General features: G+C 76.0%; 2 protein-coding genes. Both read left to right on the forward strand.

Features of this window, described 5'->3' with window-relative positions; translation table 11 throughout:
- The first annotated feature begins 17 nt into the window (after positions 1-17).
- Complete coding sequence (locus tag ACWD4O_RS34840) at positions 18-4,289, forward strand: SDR family NAD(P)-dependent oxidoreductase (protein ID WP_451286132.1); 4,272 nt, start codon at positions 18-20, stop codon at positions 4,287-4,289.
- Between the two features lie 22 nt (positions 4,290-4,311).
- Positions 4,312-18,573, forward strand: coding sequence for a type I polyketide synthase (locus tag ACWD4O_RS34845; RefSeq protein WP_451286134.1), 14,262 nt, complete (start codon positions 4,312-4,314; stop codon positions 18,571-18,573).
- Position 18,574 lies beyond the last annotated feature (1 nt).

Here is an 18,574-nt window from a genome sequence, read left to right on the forward strand (position 1 = left end):
GTGTGCCGCGTGTTCCGGTGGTGTCGAACCTGTCGGGGCGGATCGCGGGCGAGGAGCTGACGACTCCGGAGTACTGGGTGCGGCATGTCCGGGAGTCGGTGCGTTTCGCGGATGGTGTGGTGGCGGTGCTGGGGCGGGGTGTGGACAAGTTCCTGGAGTTGGGTCCGGGTGGTGCGTTGACCGCGATGGCCGAGGAGAGCCTCGACCGGACCGGGGCCGACGCCGTCTGCGTCCCCGTCCTGCGTGCCCGGCACCCCGAGGACGCCTCGCTGTTGCAGGCGCTGGCGGCGGTGTCCGTGGCGGGTGCCGAGGTCGACTGGGCGGCGACGTTCGCCGGTACGGGAGCGCGGACGGTCGAGTTGCCGACGTACGCCTTCCAGCGGCGGCGGTTCTGGCCGCAGCCGGTCGTGGCCGCCGGGGATCTGGCGGCGGCCGGGCTGGCGGAGGCGGGGCATCCGCTGCTGACGGCATGGCTGCCGGCGCCCGAGGGCGACGAGGTGCTGTGCACCGGCCGGGTGTCGCTGGCGACGCATCCCTGGCTGGGCGACCACATGGTGCTGGGCACGGTGCTGGTGCCGGGGACCGCGTTCGTGGACCTGGCCTGCTGGGCGGGCGACCGCGTCGGGTTCGGCACGCTGCGTGAACTGACCCTGGCCACGCCGCTGGCGCTCGCCGAGAACGCCGCCGTTCGGCTGCGGCTGGTGCTCGGTGCGCCCGACGGCGCCGGGTGCCGTGCGATCGCCGTCTACTCGCAGCCGGACGACCAGGACGCGCAGGCGCGCTGGACCCGGCACGCGGAGGGGCTGTTGGCCCCTACCGAGGACTCCGTCGGTCCCGCGCCCGTGGACTTCGGCGTCTGGCCCGTCGAGGGGGCCGAACCCGTCGCCCTGGACGGCTTCTACGAGGGGCTCGTCGACGCCGGGTTCGCCTATGGGCCGGTCTTCCGCGGCCTGCGGTCGGCCTGGCGGCGCGGCGAGGAGGTGTTCGCCGAGGTGCGGCTGCCCGCGGAGGAGGTGGGCGGGTTCGGCGTGCACCCGGCTCTGCTGGACGCGGCCCTGCACGCGATGGGGCCCGCCGCCCGGGCCGCGGACGAACCGGGCTCGGCCCGGCTGCCGTTCTCCTGGGGCGAGGTGCGGGTGCACGCGGTCGGGGCCGATCTGCTGCGGGTCCGGCTGCGGGTCGGGGCCGAGGACGGCACGGTCACCCTGCACGCCGCCGACGCGGCCGGCCGGCCGGTGGTCTCCATCGGTTCGCTGGTGCTGCGTCCGGTCTCGCCTGAGCGGCTGCGCGACAACGGCGGCGCCCCGGCGCTCGCCGACGCCCTGTTCGCCACCCGCTGGTCGCCGCTGGAGGACGAAGAAGAGGGGGCGCCGGAGTCCGTCTCCTGTGTGCTGCTCGGCGGCGATCCCGTGGACGGCGGTCTCGGCTGGCGGCGGCATCCGGATCTCGCGGCGTTCGCGGCTGCCGTCGCGGACGGCGCGGAGGCAGACGACAGCATCGTGCTCGCCCGCTGCCCGCAGGACACCGCAGACGACTCCGCCGCCGACCCCGCCGACCCCGCCGACCCCGCCGACCCCGCCGACCCCGCCGACCCCGCCGACCCCGCCGACCCCGCCGACGCGGCCCGGCGCAGCGCCGAGTGGGCCCTCGATCTGCTCCAGCGGTGGCTGCGCGACGACCGGCTGGCCGACTGCCGGCTGGTGATCGGCACCCGGTACGCGGCCGCCGCGGGAACCGCGGAGTCCGTGCGGCTCGACCAGTCCACGGTGGCCGGACTGGTGCGCTCGGCGCAGACCGAGAACCCCGACCGGATCACGCTGGTCGACCTCGACGACGCCGTCCCGGACCCGGTGCGCATCGCGGCGGCCGTACGGAGCGGTGAGCCCGAAGCGGCCGTGCGGCAGGGCGTGTCGTACGTCCGGCGGCTGGTGCGTCCGGACTTCGGGCGGTCCCTGGCCGTGCCCTCCGGTCCCGGCCCCTGGCGGCTGGACAGCACCGGCCGGGGCACCCTGGACAACCTCGCCCTGGTGCCCTGCCCCGAGGCCGCCGAGCCGCTCGCCGACGGCATGGTGCGGATCGCCGTACGCGCCGCCGGAATGAACTTCCGGGACGTCCTGATCGCCCTGGACATGTACCCGGGCCGGGCCGACCTGGGCACCGAGTGCGCCGGCGTCGTCCTGGAGACCGGGCCGGGCGTCGCCGGACTGGCTCCCGGGGACCGGGTGATGGGCATGGTCGCCGGGGCGTTCGGGCCCGTGGCGGTGGCCGACCGGCGGGTCCTGACGCGGATCCCCGACGGCTGGACGTTCGAGACCGCCGCCGCCACCCCGGTCGCCTTCCTCACCGCCTACTACGGGCTGGTGGACCTGGCGGGGCTGGGCGCGGGCGAGAAGGTGCTCGTGCACGCGGCGGCGGGCGGCGTCGGCATGGCCGCCGTCCAGGTGGCCCGGCACCTCGGGGCCGAGGTCTTCGGCACCGCCTCCGAACCCAAGTGGGACACCCTGCTCGACGGCGGCCTGGACCGCGCGCACCTCGCCTCCTCACGGACCCTGGACTTCGAGGAGTCGGTGCGCGCGGCGACCGGCGGCACGGGGGTCGACGTCGTGCTGAACTCGCTCGCGGGGGAGTTCGTCGACGCGTCGCTGCGGTCGCTGCCGCGCGGCGGCCGGTTCGTCGAGATGGGCAAGACCGACCCGCGCGACCCCGAGCGGATCGCCGCGGACCATCCCGGCGTGCGCTACCGGTCCTTCGACCTGGGCGAGGCGGGCCCGGACCGGATCGCCGAGATCCTCGCCCACCTCACGGAGCTCTTCGAGTCCGGTGTGCTCACCCCGCTGCCCGTCACCGCCTGGGACGTCCGGGACGCCACCGCCGCCTTCCGGGCGCTGAGCCAGGCCGCCCTCACCGGCAAGGCGGTGCTGACCGTCCCCACGGTCTCCTTCGAGCCCGGCGAGACGGTTCTGATCACCGGCGGCACCGGCACCCTCGGCACCCTGCTGGCCCGGCACCTCGTCGCCGAGCACGGGCTGCGGCACGTCACGCTCACCGGGCGGCGCGGCGAGGAGACGCCCGAGGTGCGTCGACTGCGCGCCGACGTCGGCGAGTCGGGCGCCGACGTCCGGGTCGAGGCCTGTGACGTCGGGGACGAGGACGCCGTGCGGCGGCTCCTGGAGACCCTCACCGCCGGGCATCGGCTCGCCGGGGTCGTGCACGCCGCCGGGGTCACCGACGACGGGGTCGTGTCCGCGCTGGACCGGGACCGGCTCACCGCCGTCCTGCATCCGAAGGTGCGGGGCGCCTGGAACCTGCACCGGCTCACCGAGCACCTCGCGCCCCGCATGTTCGTCCTGTTCTCCTCCGCCTCGGCCACGCTCGGCGCGGCGGGACAGGGCAACTACGCCGCCGCCAACGCCTTCCTGGACGCACTGGCCGAGCACCGGCACGCCCGCGGGCTGCCGGCCACCAGCCTCGCCTGGGGGCTGTGGGGCGAGGCCAGCGGCATGACCGGACGGCTCCAGGAACGCGACCGGCAGCGGATGAGCCGGTCCGGCGTCGCCCCGCTCAGCACCGCCGACGGCCTCGCCCTGTTCGACGCCGGGCGGCTCGGCCGGCTCCCCGCGCTGACCCCCGTCCGGCTCGACCTGGCCGGCCTGCGCGCCCGGTACGCGGACCAGCCGGTCCCGGCCGTGCTGCGGGACCTGGTCCGGGTCCGGCGGACGGCGGCCACCGGCACGCCGGGCGCCGCGGCGGCACCTGGCACACCGGGCACGGCCGCCCTGGTCGACCGGCTGGCCGGACTGTCCCCGGCCGAGTGCCGACGGCTCGTCCTGGACCTGGTGCGCGAGCACACCGCGGCCGTCCTCGGCCACGGCTCGGCCGACGACATCGACCCCGACCAGGCGTTCAAGTCGCTGGGCTTCGACTCGCTCACCGCGGTCGAACTCCGCAACCACCTGCGGACGGCCACCGCCCTGACCGTCCCCGCGACCCTGGTCTTCGACCACCCCACCCCGGCCGCGCTCACCGCGCACCTGCTGGAGCTGGCCGCGCCCGCCGAGCACGACCCGGTGCTCCAGGTCATGGGCGAACTCGAACGGCTGGAGGCCGGCGTCGAGGCGCTCGGGCCCGACGCCGAGGCACACGGCGAGGTCGTCGCCCGGCTGCGCCGGATCCTGCGGCGCGTCGAGGCCGACGCCCCCCGGAGCGACGGCGAGGAGGACTCCCTCGCCTCGGCCTCCAGGGCGGAAGTGCTCGCGTTCATCGACAGCGAATTCGGCGATCTTGCCTAGGACGGATACGGAGTTGAGCACAGTGGCGGATGACGACAAGCTCGTCGAATATCTCAAGCGGGTCACCGCGGACCTGAAGCGGACCCGGCAGCGGGTGCAGGAGCTGGAGGCGGGCGCCACCGAACCGATCGCCGTCGTCTCCATGGGCTGCCGCTTCGCCGGCGGCATCGTCTCCCCGGAGGACCTCTGGGAGGTCGTCCGGGGCGGCGACGACGCCATCGCGGGGTGGCCCACCGACCGCGGCTGGCGCACCGACCACCTGACCGGCTCCTTCCGCCGGGCCGGCGGCTTCCTCGGCGACGCCGCCGGATTCGACGCCGGGCTGTTCGGCATCTCCCCCCGCGAGGCGCTGGCGATGGACCCCCAGCAGCGGCTGCTGCTGGAGACCTCCTGGGAGACCCTGGAGCGGGCCGGCCTCGACCCCACCGCGCTGCGCGGCACCGACGGCGGCGTGTTCATCGGCATGGCCGACCAGAAGTACGGCCCGCGCGGCGCCGAAGAGCTCGACGAGGTCAAGGGCCTGGTGCTGACCGGCACCACCAGCAGCGTCGCCTCCGGCCGGATCGCCTACTCGCTGGGCCTCCAGGGGCCCGCGATCACCATCGACACCGCCTGCTCCTCCTCCCTGGTCGCCCTGCACCTCGCCGTACGCGCGCTGCGCTCGGGGGAGTGCTCCTTCGCGCTGGTCGGCGGCGCCGCGGTGATGGCGGAGGCCCAGCTGTTCGCCGAGATAGCCGAGCAGGGCGGCATGGCCGGCGACGGCCGCTGCAAGGCCTTCGCCGCGGCCGCGGACGGCACCGGCTGGGGCGAGGGCGTCGGCGTCGTCCTCCTGCACCGTCTGTCCGCCGCCCGCGAGGCGGGTCTGCCCGTCCTGGCGACGATCCGCGGCAGCGCCGTCAACCAGGACGGCGCCTCCAACGGCCTGACCGCGCCCAGCGGGCCCGCCCAGCGCCGCGTCATCCGCAAGGCGCTCGACGACGCCCAGCTCAGCGTCGGCCAGGTCGACGCGGTCGAGGCGCACGGCACCGGAACCCGGCTCGGCGACCCCATCGAGGCGCAGGCCCTGCTGGCCACCTACGGCCAGGACCGGGTCGGCGCCGAGCCGCTCTGGCTCGGCTCCGTCAAGTCCAACATCGGCCACACCCAGGCCGCGGCCGGCATGGCGGGCCTCATCAAGATGGTGCTGGCGATGCGCCACGGAGTGCTGCCGCGCACCCTGCACGTCGACGAACCGACGCCCCAGGTCGACTGGTCGGCCGGCGCCGTACGGCTGCTGACCGAGGAGCAGGAGTGGCCGAGCACCGGCCGGCCGCGCCGCGCGGCCGTCTCCTCCTTCGGCGTCAGCGGGACCAACGCGCACGTCGTCCTCGAACACGACCCCGCCGCCGACCCCGCCCCCGAACCGGCCGCCGACCCGTCCCCGAGCGCTCCCGTCCCGTGGCCGGTGTCGGCCGCGAGCGAGGAGGCGCTGCGCGCCCAGGCCCGTCGGCTGCACCGCCACCTCGCCGACCGGCCGGGACACGCGCCGCTGGACGTCGCCTGGTCGCTCGCCGCCGGCCGTGCCCGGCTCGCCCACCGCGCGGTCGTGCTCGGCGGCGACCGGGACGAACTCCTCGCCGGCCTGGCGGGGCTCGGCGCCGGACAGGCCCACCCCCGCGTCGTACGGGGCCGGACCGCGCCGGCCGGGCCGGTCGCCTTCCTCTTCACCGGACAGGGCGCGCAACGGGCCGGCGTCGGACGCGAACTGTACGAGGCGTTCCCCGTGTTCGCCCGGGCCTTCGACGAGGTGCGCGAGCGGCTCGACCCACAGCTCGCCCACCCGCTGGACGACATCCTCGACGGGCGGGTCGTGGACGGGCTGCCGCTGATCAGGCAGAGCGGATACGCGCTCGCCGTGGTGTTCGCGCTGGAGGTGGCGCTGTTCCGGCTCGTCGAACAGGCCGGCGTCACCCCCGACTTCGTCCTCGGGCACTCCACCGGCGAACTCGCTGCGGCGCACTGCGCCGGAGTGCTCTCCCTGGACGACGCCTGCACCCTCGTCGCCGCCCGCGGCCGGCTCCTGCAGACCCTGCGCACCGACGGCGCGACGGTCGCCGTGGAGACCTCCGAGGCCGAACTGGCCGAGCTGATCGCGCAGGCCGACGTCGGCGACCGGGCGACCATCGCCGTGGTCAACGGGCCCCGTGCCGTGGTGGTCTCCGGCGACGCCGACGCCGTCGAACGGGTCGTGGGGCTCTGCGAGGAACGCGGGCGCAAGACCCGCAGGCTCGCCATCAGCCACGCCGCGCACTCCGTTCACATGGAGCCGATGCTGGAGCCGCTGCGGCAGGTCGCCGAGGGGCTGGAGCACCATCGGCCGCGCATCCCCTTCGTGTCCAACCTGACCGGAGCCCCCCTCGACCCCGAGACGACCGACTGGCCCGAGTACTGGGCACGGCAGGTCCGCGAGACCGTGCGGTTCCACGACGGCGTCCGCTGGCTGGCCGCCCGGTCGGTCAGCGCCTGTCTCGAACTGGGCCCCGGCGGCGCGCTCGTCGCGATGGCCCGCGAAGGCCTCGGCGACCCGGGCCGGGACGTGGCGCTGGTGCCCACGCTGCAGCACGAGCGGCCCGAGGCGGACACCTTCCTGACCGCGCTGGCCGAACTGCACGTGCACGGTGTGCCCGTCGACTGGGCGGCGACCGTGGGCGCCCGCGGCGGTGTCCGCGCCGAACTGCCCACCTACGCCTTCCAGCGCGAGCACTACTGGCTGTCCGCCGCCCCCGTGACCCCGCGCGCCGACGGAGGGGACGACGAGGCCGGACGCATACGCCTCCACGTCGGCTGGACGCCGGTCACCGGCCTCGACGCCGGCGCCCGCCCGGCCGGCCCCTGGCTGGTCGTCGCCCCCGACGGCGCCGACGGCCCCGAGACGGCCGAAGCCCTCGGCGAGCGGACCGTCCTGCTCACCGCCCGTCCCGGCGAGGACCGGACCGCCCTCGCCGAACGCCTCCGGGCGGTGCTGCCCGCCGACCGGCCCCTCGCGGGCGTCCTCGCGCTGCCCGCCCGGTCCGGCGACCCGCTGGAAACCGCACTGACTCTCTGGCAGGCCCTCGCCGACGCCGGAGTGCGCGCCCCGCTGTGGTACGCGACCAGGGGCGCGGTCTCCGTCGACACGGAGCCTGCCCCCGGCACGGCCCAGTCCCCCCTGTGGGGTCTCGGCCGCCTGCTGCACTCCGCCGGCGTCCTGGACCTGCCCGCCGATCTCGACGCCCGCACCCTGCGGATGCTCGCGGCCGTGCTCGCGGCGCCCGGCGACGGCGACGAACTCGCCGTACGCCCCACCGGGGTGTACGCCCGCAAGCTGCTGCCCGCGCAGCGACCCCGGCACCGCACGGAGCCCACCGCGGGCACCGCCCTGATCACCGGCGACATCGAGGGCGTGACCCCGGAGCTGCTGCGGTACCTGTCCGCCGACGGCGCCCGCGAACTCGTCCTCGCCCACCGCCCCGGCGCGCCCGTCCCCGACCCCGCCGTGCTGGACGCCGCGGGCTGCCCGTGCACCCTCACCGAGTGGGACCCCGACTCCGGGCCCGCACCGGTGGACCCCGCCGCGGTGACCGCGGTCGCCCACCTCAGCGGCATCGACCCGGCCGGCCCGTCCACGGTCGACGACCTCGCCCCGGCCGACCTCGCCCGCGCCGTCCAGGACCGGCTGCGCACCGTCGCCCGGCTCGAAGAACTGTTCCTCGACACGGACCTCGACGCGTTCGTCCTGCTGTCCACCGTCGCCGGGACCTGGGGCGGCACCGAGGACGTCGTCCACACCCTCGCGCACGCGGCCCTGGAGTCCCTCGCCGCCCGCCGCAGGCTCGCCGGCCGCAGCGGCACCTGCGTCGCCTGGGGCCCCTGGGCAAGCGCCACGGCCCGCGGAACCTCGCCGATCCCCGGTCTGCTTCCGCTGCCCGCCCCGCTCGCGCTGGCCGCGCTCGCCGACGCGCTCGATGCCGACGAGGCCGTGCACGCCGTCGCGGACATCGACTGGGAGCTGTTCCACCCGGTCCTCACCGGCCGCGGGCCCCGTCCGCTCGTCGCCGACCTGCCCGCGGTCCGGGCGCTGCCCGTGCCCGAGCCGGCCGAGGTGATGCCGGCTCCCGCCGCGGACCGCGCACATCAGCTGCTGGAGATGGTCCGGGCGCAGGCCGCCGCCGTGCTCGGCCACGCCGGCGCCGACGCCGTCGACCCCCTGAGCACCTTCCGCGACCTCGGCTTCGAATCCCTCGCAGCCGTACGGTTCCGGGACCGGATCGCCGCCGAGACCGGGCTGCGGCTGCCCGCCACCCTCGTCTTCGACCACCCCACCGCGACCGCGGTCGCCGAACACCTGCTGGCCGAACTGTCCGGGATCCGGCGCAGCGAGGACGCCGCCACGCCCACGGCCGACCACGACGACCCGATCGCCATCGTCGGCATGGCCTGCCGCTACCCCGGTGGCGTGCACGACCCCGAGGACCTGTGGGACCTCGTCCACTCGGGGCGCGACGGCGTCGGCGACTTCCCCGCCGACCGGGGCTGGGACCTCTCCGCCCTGCGCCGCTCCGAGCCGGACCTCGCCCTGAAGGGCGGATTCCTGCCCGACGCGGCCGACTTCGACGCGGCCTTCTTCGGTATCTCCCCCCGCGAGGCGACCGCCATGGACCCCCAGCAGCGGCTGCTGCTCGAAGTGTCCTGGGAAGCCCTGGAAGGCGCCGGACTGGCCCCGGCCGCCCTGCGCGGCAGCCGCACCGGGGTCTTCGCCGGCGCCGCGGGCTCCGACTACGGCGTGGTCCTGGCCGGAGCGCCGGAGGCCGACGGATACCTGAGCACCGGCACCGCCGCCAGCGTCATCTCCGGCCGCGTCGCGTACGCCCTCGGCCTGCACGGTCCCGCGGTCACCGTCGACACGGCGTGCTCCTCTTCGCTGGTCGCCCTGCACATGGCGGTGGGCGCCCTGCACCGGGGCGAGTGCGACCTCGCGCTCGCCACCGGAGTCTCGGTCATCTCCACGCCCGGCGCGTTCGTCGACTTCGGCCGGCAGAACGGACTGGCCCGGGACGGCCGCTGCAAGGCCTTCGCCGCGACCGCCGACGGCACCAACTGGTCCGAGGGCGTGGGCGTCCTGGTGGTGGAGCGGCTCTCCGACGCCCAGCGCAACGGGCATCGGGTGCTGGCCACGATCCGGGGCAGCGCCATCAACTCCGACGGCGCGTCCAACGGGCTCTCGGCGCCCAACGGCGGCGCACAGCAGCGGGTGATCAGGCAGGCGCTGGCCACCGCCGGACTGTCCGCCACGGACGTCGACGCAGTGGAGGCGCACGGCACCGGCACCACGCTCGGCGACCCGATCGAGGCACAGGCCCTGCTGGCCACCTACGGACGCGACCGGTCCGAGGAACGGCCGCTGTGGCTGGGCTCGCTGAAGTCGAACATCGGGCACAGCGGTGCGGCGGCCGGCGTCGGCGGCGTGATCAAGATGGTGCAGGCCATGCGCAACGGCGTCCTGCCGCAGACGCTGCACGTCGACGAGCCGACCCCCGAGGTCGACTGGACGGCCGGCAGCGTCGAACTCCTCACCGCCAACCGTGCCTGGCCCGAGACCGGCCGGCCCCGCCGCGCGGGCGTCTCGGCCTTCGGCGTCAGCGGCACCAACGCGCACGTCGTGCTGGAACAGGGACCGCTCCCCGCCGCCCCGGCCGAGGAGCGGCCCGCCGCCGACCCCGCCGCCGCGCGGGGCGGGGCCGCCGTGCCGTGGCTGCTGTCCGCCCGGACGCCGGAGGCGCTGCGCGCCCAGGCCGAGCGGCTCGCCGTCCAGGTCGCCGAGCGGGAACCGTCCGTCGCCGAGGTGGGGCACGCCCTGCTCACCTCCCGTTCCGACTTCGAGCAGCGGGCCGTCGTGCTGGGCACGGAACACGGCGCGCTCCTCGACGCGCTGCGCGCGGTCGCGGCGGGGCGGCCCGCCGACGGCGCCGTCACCGGCACCGCCCGCCAGGCCGGCCGGGGCCCGGTCCTCGTCTTCCCCGGGCAAGGCGGGCAGTGGCCCGGCATGGCCGCCGAACTCCTCGACACCGCACCGGAGTTCGCCGCCCGCTGGGCCGAGTGCGAACGCGCCCTGGAGCCGTACACCGGCTTCTCCGTGACCGAACTCGTCCGCTCGGGCACACCGCTGGAACGGGTCGACGTCGTCCAGCCGGTGCTGTTCGCGGTCATGGTGTCGCTGGCGGCGCTGTGGCGCTCGTACGGGGTGGTGCCCGCCGCGGTCGCCGGACACTCCCAGGGCGAGATCGCCGCGGCCTGTGTCGCCGGGGCGCTGTCCCTGGACGACGCGGCCCGGGTGGTCGCCCTGCGGGCGAAGGCGCTGCTCGCGCTCGTCGGCGAGGGCGGCATGGTCTCCGTCGGCGTCCCGCTCGCCGAGGCCGAACAGTGGCTCCCCCGCTGGCAGGACAGGATCTCCGTGGCGGCCGTCAACGGCCCCTCCTCGGTGGTGTTCTCCGGCGAGCCCGCCGCACTGGACGAACTGCTGGCGCACGCCCGCGCCGAGGGCGCCCGCGCCCGGCGGATCGACGTGGACTACGCCTCGCACTCGGCGCAGGTCGAACGGATCGAGGACGAGATCCTGGCCGCCCTCGGCCCGGTCCGCCCCGGCCCCGCAGCCATCCCCTTCTTCTCCACCGTCACCGCCGACTGGCAGGACACCACCGGCCTCGACGCCGCCTACTGGTACCGCAACCTGCGCGAACCGGTGCTCCTCGAACCGTCCGTCACCGCCCTCGTCGAACAGGGCTACGACGTGTTCGTCGAGGTCAGCCCGCACCCGGTGCTCGGCGCCGCGCTCACCGAGACCGCGGAACGCGCGGACGCCGACCCGGTGGTGACCGGCACCCTGCGCCGCGACGACGGCGGACTCGGGCGCCTGCACACCGCGCTGGCCGAACTGTGGGCGCACGGTGTCCCCGTCGACTTCACACCCGCCTTCGACACGTTCGACGGCCCGCCCCTGGAGCTGCCCCGCTACCCCTTCCAGCGCACCCGCCACTGGCCGGCGCCCCGCCCGTCCGCCGCTGCCGACCCCCAGGACGAGCGTTTCTGGCAGGCCGTCGACCGGCAGGACCTGCCCGCCCTCGCGGGCACCCTCGGCCTGTCCGACGAACAACCGCTGCGCGCCGTCGTACCGGCCCTGTCCGCCTGGCGGCGCGGCCGCAGGGAACAGGCCGTCATCGACTCCTGGCGCTACCGCGTCGCCTGGCACCGGCTGCCCGAACCCGAGCCCGCGTCGCCCACCCTGCCGGGCACCTGGCTGCTGGTCGCGCCGGACGGCACGGCGGACGCCCCCGCCGCCCTCGCCGCCACCCGGACCCTGCGGGAACTCGCGGACGAACTGGTGGTGCTGCGCGTCGACTCCGCGGCGGACCACACCGCCCTGGCCACCGCGGTGCGCGCCGCACTCGGCGGCGCCGAACCGGCCGGAGTGCTCTCCCTGACCGCCACCGACGCAACACCGCACCCGCAGCGGCCCGTCGTCCCCGCCGGAGCGGCACTCAGCCTCGCCCTGCTGCGCGCGCTCGCCGACGCCTCGGTCACCGCACCGCTGTGGTGCCTGACCCACGGCGCCGTCGCCACCGACGACGACGCCGCGCCCGCCCACCCCGAGCAGGCGGCCGTATGGGCCCTGGGCCGGGTCGCCGCGCTCGAGTCCCCGCACACCTGGGGCGGCCTCGTCGACCTGCCCGACACCTTCGACGACACCACGGCGGGCCGGCTCGCCGCGGTCCTCACCGGCGCGCACGGCGAGGACCAGGTGGCACTGCGCCCCTCCGGCGCGTTCGGCCGTCGTCTGGTGCACGCCACTCCCCGCCCCGCCGCGGGCTGGCGGCCGCAGGGCACCGTGCTGATCACCGGCGGAACCGGGGCGCTCGGCGGGCGGGTCGCCCGATGGCTGGCCCGCGAGGGCGCCGAGCACCTCGTCCTCACCAGCCGGCGCGGCGCCCTCGCGCCCGGCGCGGACGAACTCGCCGACGAACTGGGCGCACTCGGCGTCCGGGTGAGCCTGCTCTCCTGCGACCTCGCCGACCCGCAGCAGGTCGCCGCGATGGTCGCCGAGGCCCAGCGCGCCGGGGACCGGATCGGCGCCGTCGTGCACACGGCCGGCGCCGGCGGACTCGGACCGCTCGTCGAGGCGGGCCTGGACGACCTGGCCGAGGCGATGGCCGCGAAGGTGGCCGGCATCGCGAACCTCGAAGCGGCCCTGGACCCCGGCCAGCTCGACGCCGTCGTCTACTTCTCCTCCATCAGCGCCTCCTGGGGCGCGGGCAACCACGGCGTCTACGCCGCGGCCAACGGGGTGCTCGACGCCCGGGCGGAGGCCCGCAGCGCGGCCGGCGTGCGCACCGTGTCCCTCGCCTGGGCGCCCTGGGCCGGCGGCGGCATGGCCGACGACCCGATCTTCGACACCCTCTCCCGCAAGGGCCTGCCGCTCGTCGATCCGGACCTCGCGGTCTCCGCGCTCGCCGCGGTGCTGGCGGAGGGCGAATCGTCGATGCTGCTGGTCGACGTCGACTGGACGCTGTTCACCCCGCAGTTCACCTTCGAACGGCCCAGCCGGCTGCTGGACGAACTGCCCGAGGCCCGGCTGGAGACGGAGGCCGCCGCACCGGACGCCGCGGCCCCGCCGCTCGCCCTGCGGCTGGCCGGACTGTCGGGCCCGAAACGCTCGGCCGCACTGCGCGAGCTGGTGCGCGAGCAGGCGGCGTCGGTCCTCGGCCATGACGACGCGCAGTCCGTGGACCCCGCCCGGCCGCTCAAGGACCTGGGCTTCGACTCGCTCACCGCGGTCGAGCTGCGCAACCGGCTCAGCACCGCCACCGGCCTCAAACTGCCGGCCACCGTCGTCTTCGACCACCCGACCATCGCCGAACTGGCCCAGGTCCTGGCCCGCGGGCTGGACACCGGCGGCACGGACCGGCGGGCCGAACCGGCCACCGTCGTACGGGTCGACCAGGACGAACCGATCGCCATCGTCGCCATGGCCTGCCGCTACCCCGGCGACATCGCCTCCGCCGACGACCTCTGGCAGGCCGTCCGCGACGAAACGGACCTGATCACCGCGTTCCCCGCCGACCGGGGCTGGGACCTCGACCGGCTCCTCGACAGCGACCCCGACCGGCAGGGCGCCAGCTACGTCGACCACGGCGGATTCCTGCACGACGCCGCCCTGTTCGACCCCGGCTTCTTCGGCATCTCGCCCCGCGAGGCCCAGGCCATGGACCCGCAGCACCGGCTGCTCCTGGAAACCACCTGGGAGGCACTGGAGCGCGCCGGCATCGCCCCGAAGTCGCTGCACGGCAGCCGGACCGGGGTGTACGTCGGGATGACCGACCAGGCCTACGGCACCCGACTGCGCGGCGCCGCCGACGGCATGGAGGGCTACCTGGTCAGCGCCTCCTCCAACATCGCCTCCGGCCGGATCTCCTACTCGCTCGGTCTCCAGGGCCCCGCGCTCACCGTGGACACGGCCTGCTCCTCCTCACTGGTGGCACTGCACCTGGCCGCGCAGGCGCTGCGCGACGGCGAGTGCGATCTGGCGGTCGCGGGCGGTGCCACCGTCATGCCGGACCCCACCTCCTTCGTGGCCTTCAGCCGGCAGCGCGGACTCGCCGAGAACGGCCGCTGCAAGCCGTTCGCCGCCGCCGCCGACGGGTTCGCCCTCGGCGAGGGCGCCGGCGTGCTGCTGGTGGAGCGGCTCTCCGACGCCCGCCGCCTCGGCCACCCCGTGCTGGCCCTGGTCCGCGGCAGCGCCGTCAACCAGGACGGCGCGTCCAACGGGCTCACCGCGCCCAACGGCCCCGCCCAGGAGCGCGTCATCCGGCAGGCGCTGGTCAACGCCGGGCTGTCCGCCGCCGAGGTCGACGCCGTCGAGGCGCACGGCACCGGCACCACCCTCGGCGACCCGATCGAGGCACAGGCCCTGCTGGCCACCTACGGACAGGAACGCCCCGACGGCCGTCCGCTCTGGCTCGGCTCGGTCAAGTCCAACATCGGGCACAGCCAGGCCGCCGCCGGGGTCGCCGGAGTCATCAAGATGGTGCAGGCCATGCGGCACGAACTGCTGCCGCGCACCCTGCACGTCGACGCCCCCAGCCCGCACGTCGACTGGACCTCGGGAGCGGTGGAACTCCTCGTCGAGGCCCGGCCCTGGGACAGCGCCGGCACACCCCGCCGCTCCGCGGTCTCCGCCTTCGGCATCAGCGGCACCAACGCGCACGTCATCCTGGAGGAAGCGCCCGCCGAGCCCGCCCGGCCCCCGGCGGAGACACCGGCCCGGACCGGGCTCCCCGTGCCGCTCGTGCTCTCCGCCCGCACCCGGGAGGCGCTGCCCGAGCAGGCCGCCCGGCTCGCCGCCGTCCTGGACGAGGGCGGAGCCGAGGTCGCCGACCTCGCCTACTCCCTGGCCACCACCCGCGGTGTCCTGGACCGCGCCGCGGTCGTCGTCGCCGCCGACCCGGACGAACTGCGCCGAAGCCTCGCCGACCTGACCGCGCACGCCGTCGCCGAGGACCGCGCCGACGGCGGGCTCGCCTTCCTCTTCACCGGACAGGGCGCCCAGCGGGCCGGCATGGGCCGGGAGCTGTACGCCGCGTTCCCGGCCTTCGCCGCCGCCTTCGACGAGGTGTGCGACGCGCTCGACCGGCATCTGCCGCGCCCGCTGCGCACGGTCGTCCTCGCCGAACCCGGCACGCCCGACGCCGAGTCCATCGACCGGACCCTCTACACCCAGACCGGCCTGTTCGCCTTCGAGGTGGCGCTGTTCCGGCTGCTGGAGCACTGGGGCGTACGGCCCGACGCCGTGCTCGGCCACTCGGTCGGCGAACTGGCCGCCGCGCACGTGGCCGGCGTCTGGTCGATCGCCGACGCGGCCCGGGTGATCGCCGCCCGGGCCCGGCTGATGCAGGAACTGCCCGCGGGCGGCGCGATGCTGTCCGTCGCCGCCGCCGAGGACGAGGTGGCCGCGCTGCTCGGCGACGCCTTCGCCGAGGTCGCCGTCGCCGCCGTCAACGGCCCGGCCGCGATCGTGCTGTCCGGCGCCGAGGAGGCCGTCACGGCCGCCGAGGCGCGGCTCGCCGAGGCGGGGCTGCGCACTAAACGGCTCACCGTGAGCCATGCCTTCCACTCGCCCCTGATGGAGCCGATGCTCGCCGCGTACGAGCGCGAACTGGCCGACGTCGCCTACGCCGAGCCCGAACTGACCGTCGTCTCCAACCTGACCGGCGAGCCCGCCACCCCCGGACAGCTGTGCGACCCGGCGTACTGGGTACGGCAGGTACGGCAGCCGGTGCGGTTCGCGGACGGGGTGCGCAGCCTCCTCGACGACGGTGTGACGACCTTCCTGGAACTGGGCCCGCACGGCGTGCTGACCGCCATGGCCGAGGAGTCCGCCGCCGACCGCGCCACCGGCATTGCCGCCCAGCGCCGGGACCGCGACGAGGTGAGGACCCTGCTCACCGCGCTCGGCAGGCTGCACGTGCGCACCGGACGCGTCGACTGGGCCGCCTGCTTCGACGGCACCGGAGCCCGCCGCGTCGACCTGCCCACCTACGCCTTCCAGCACCGGCGGTACTGGCTCGACGCCCCCACCGGCGGCGCCGAGGCGCTGGCCGGCGCGGGGCTGGCGGGCACCGGCCATCCGCTGCTCACCGCGGCCGTTCCGCTGCCCCACACGGGCGGCCACCTCTTCGGCGGCAGCCTGCCCGACACCGGCGCCGGTGTCGGCGACCTCCTCGACCTGGTGCTGTGGGCGGGCGGCGGCCTCGGCTGCGACCGGATCGCCGCACTCGACGTCGACACCGCCGTGTCCGGCGCCCCACGGACACCGCTGCAACTGGTGGTGACGGCCCCGGACGACGCCGGCGACCGCGACTTCGCCCTCCACCTGGGGGCCGGCTCCGATGAGACGGGTGAGGAGTCCTGGACCCGGATCGCCTCCGGTGTGCTCGGCCGGGCGGCCGCCCGGCCGACGTCCGCACCGGATCCCGCCGGCGGCGCGGACGAACTGGTCGCCGAGCTCGCGCTGACCGAGCAGGAGGCGGCCGACGCCGACCGCCACGGACTGCACCCGCAGTTGCTGACCGGACTCACCGACCTGATCGCCGAACTGGCGGCCGGGGAACCCGTCCACTTCGCCGGCGTCACCCGGTACGCCACCGGCGCCACCGAACTGCGCGCCCGCCTGACCCGCTCCGGCCCCGACACCGTCACCGTGCTGCTGTCGGACCCGGCGGGCGAACCGGTGCTCACGATGGACCGGGTCCGGGTGCGCCAGGGCGGCTCCGCCGAACGCGCGACCCCGACCACCGCCACCGGGCTCTACCGGCTGACCTGGACGCCCGTGCCGGCCACGGACCCCGGACCGGCCACGACCTGGGCCGTGGTGGGCACCGCCGCGGAGGCCCTCGCCAAGGCCCTCGCCGAGCGGGGCGCCGACGTGGAGACCCACCAGAACCTCGCCTCCCTCGACCGCGCGGCGGACCTCGTCGTCCTGTCCGTGGACACCGAACCCGGCGACCCCGTCGAGTCCGTACGGCACACCGCCCACCGCACCCTGGAGCAGGTCAAGGAACTGCTCGCGGACGGCCGGTCGGCCGGCGCCAGGTTCGTCCTCGTCACCAGGGCGGCCACCGCCACCGGGGACGCCACCCCGGTCGACCCGGCGCAGGCGGCGGCCCGTGGGCTGCTGCTGTCCGCACAGGTGGAGAACCCGGACCGGTTCCTCCTGGTCGACCTCGGAACCCGGGACGCCGACGCCGACCTGCTGGCCGCGGCCGTCGGCACCGCCCTCGCCGAGGACGAGCCCCAACTCGCCGTACGGGACGGCCGGTTGCTCATCCCCCGGCTCGCCCGGGTGACGGAACGACCCGAGCCCGGCGCCGCGCCTGCCGACGCGTCCGGCACGGTGCTGGTCACCGGCGCGAGCGGCGGCATCGGCACCGAGATCGTGCGGCATCTGGCGAGCGCCCACGGCGTCCGTCGGCTGCTGCTGCTCAGCCGGCAGGGGCCGGACGACCCCCGCGCCGCCGAACTGGTCCGGGAACTGGCCGGGTTCGGCGCCGAGGCGAACCTCGTCGCCTGCGACACCGCCGACCGCGCGGCCCTCGCGGCCGTCCTCGCCGACGTCCCGGCCGAGCACCCGGTGACCGCCGTCGTGCACATCGCCGGAGTCGTCGACGACGGCGTGCTCACCACGCTCACACCCGAACGGGTCGACACCGTGCTGCGGCCCAAGGTCGACGCGGCACAGCACCTGCACGAGCTGACCGCCGGCCTGGAACTGACCCACTTCGTGCTCTTCTCCTCCGGTGTCGGCACGTTCGGCGGCGCCGGACAGGCCAACTACGCGGCCGCCAACGCCTTCCTGGACGCCCTCGCCCACCGCAGGCGGGCGGCCGGCCTCCCGGCGACCTCGCTCGCCTGGGGCCTGTGGGAGACCGCGGCCGGCATGTCCGCCGCACTCTCCGACGTCGACCGACGGCGGATGGCCCAGGCAGGAGTCCTCGCGCTCACCCCGCGCCAGGGCCTCGCACTGTTCGACGCGGCCTGGCAGTCCGACGCCGTCACCCTCGTCCCGATGGGCCTGGACCCGGCCGTACTGCGCCGCAAGGCGGCCGGATCGACCCTGCCCGCAGCGTTCCGCGGACTGGTCCGCATGCCGTTGCGACGGGCCGCGGCGGCCGGCGCGCGGACCGGGGAGACCTTCGCGCAGCAACTGGCCGGACAGTCCGGGAGCGGCCGCCGCAAGCTGCTCCTCGAGCTGATCCAGCGGCAGGTGGCCACCGTGCTCGACTACTCCGCCGACACGCCCGTCGATCCCAAACTTCCCTTCCGGGAGCTGGGATTCGACTCGCTCACCGCGGTCGAGCTGCGCAACGCGCTGATCGCCGCGACCGGCGTCCGGCTCTCCGCCGCGCTGGTCTTCGACCACCCCACGGCGACCGCGCTCGCCGAACACCTGGAAGGCAAGGTGCTGGCATCCGTCGCCGGGGCGCCGCTGCCGGCGCTCGCCCAGCTCGACCACCTGGAGGCAGCGCTCGCGGGAGGTCCGGCCAAGGCCGCCGACCGCGAACAGATCGCCGCCCGGCTGCGCGCCCTGGCCGCCGCCTGGAGCACCGACGGGCGCGCCCCCGACGACGCCGACGGAGCGGACGTCACCAGCAAGCTCGATTCCGCCACGGATGAAGAGCTTTTCGACTTCATCAACGTGGAACTCGGAGAGGACTGAG

This window comes from Streptomyces sp. NPDC002623, assembly GCF_053592635.1.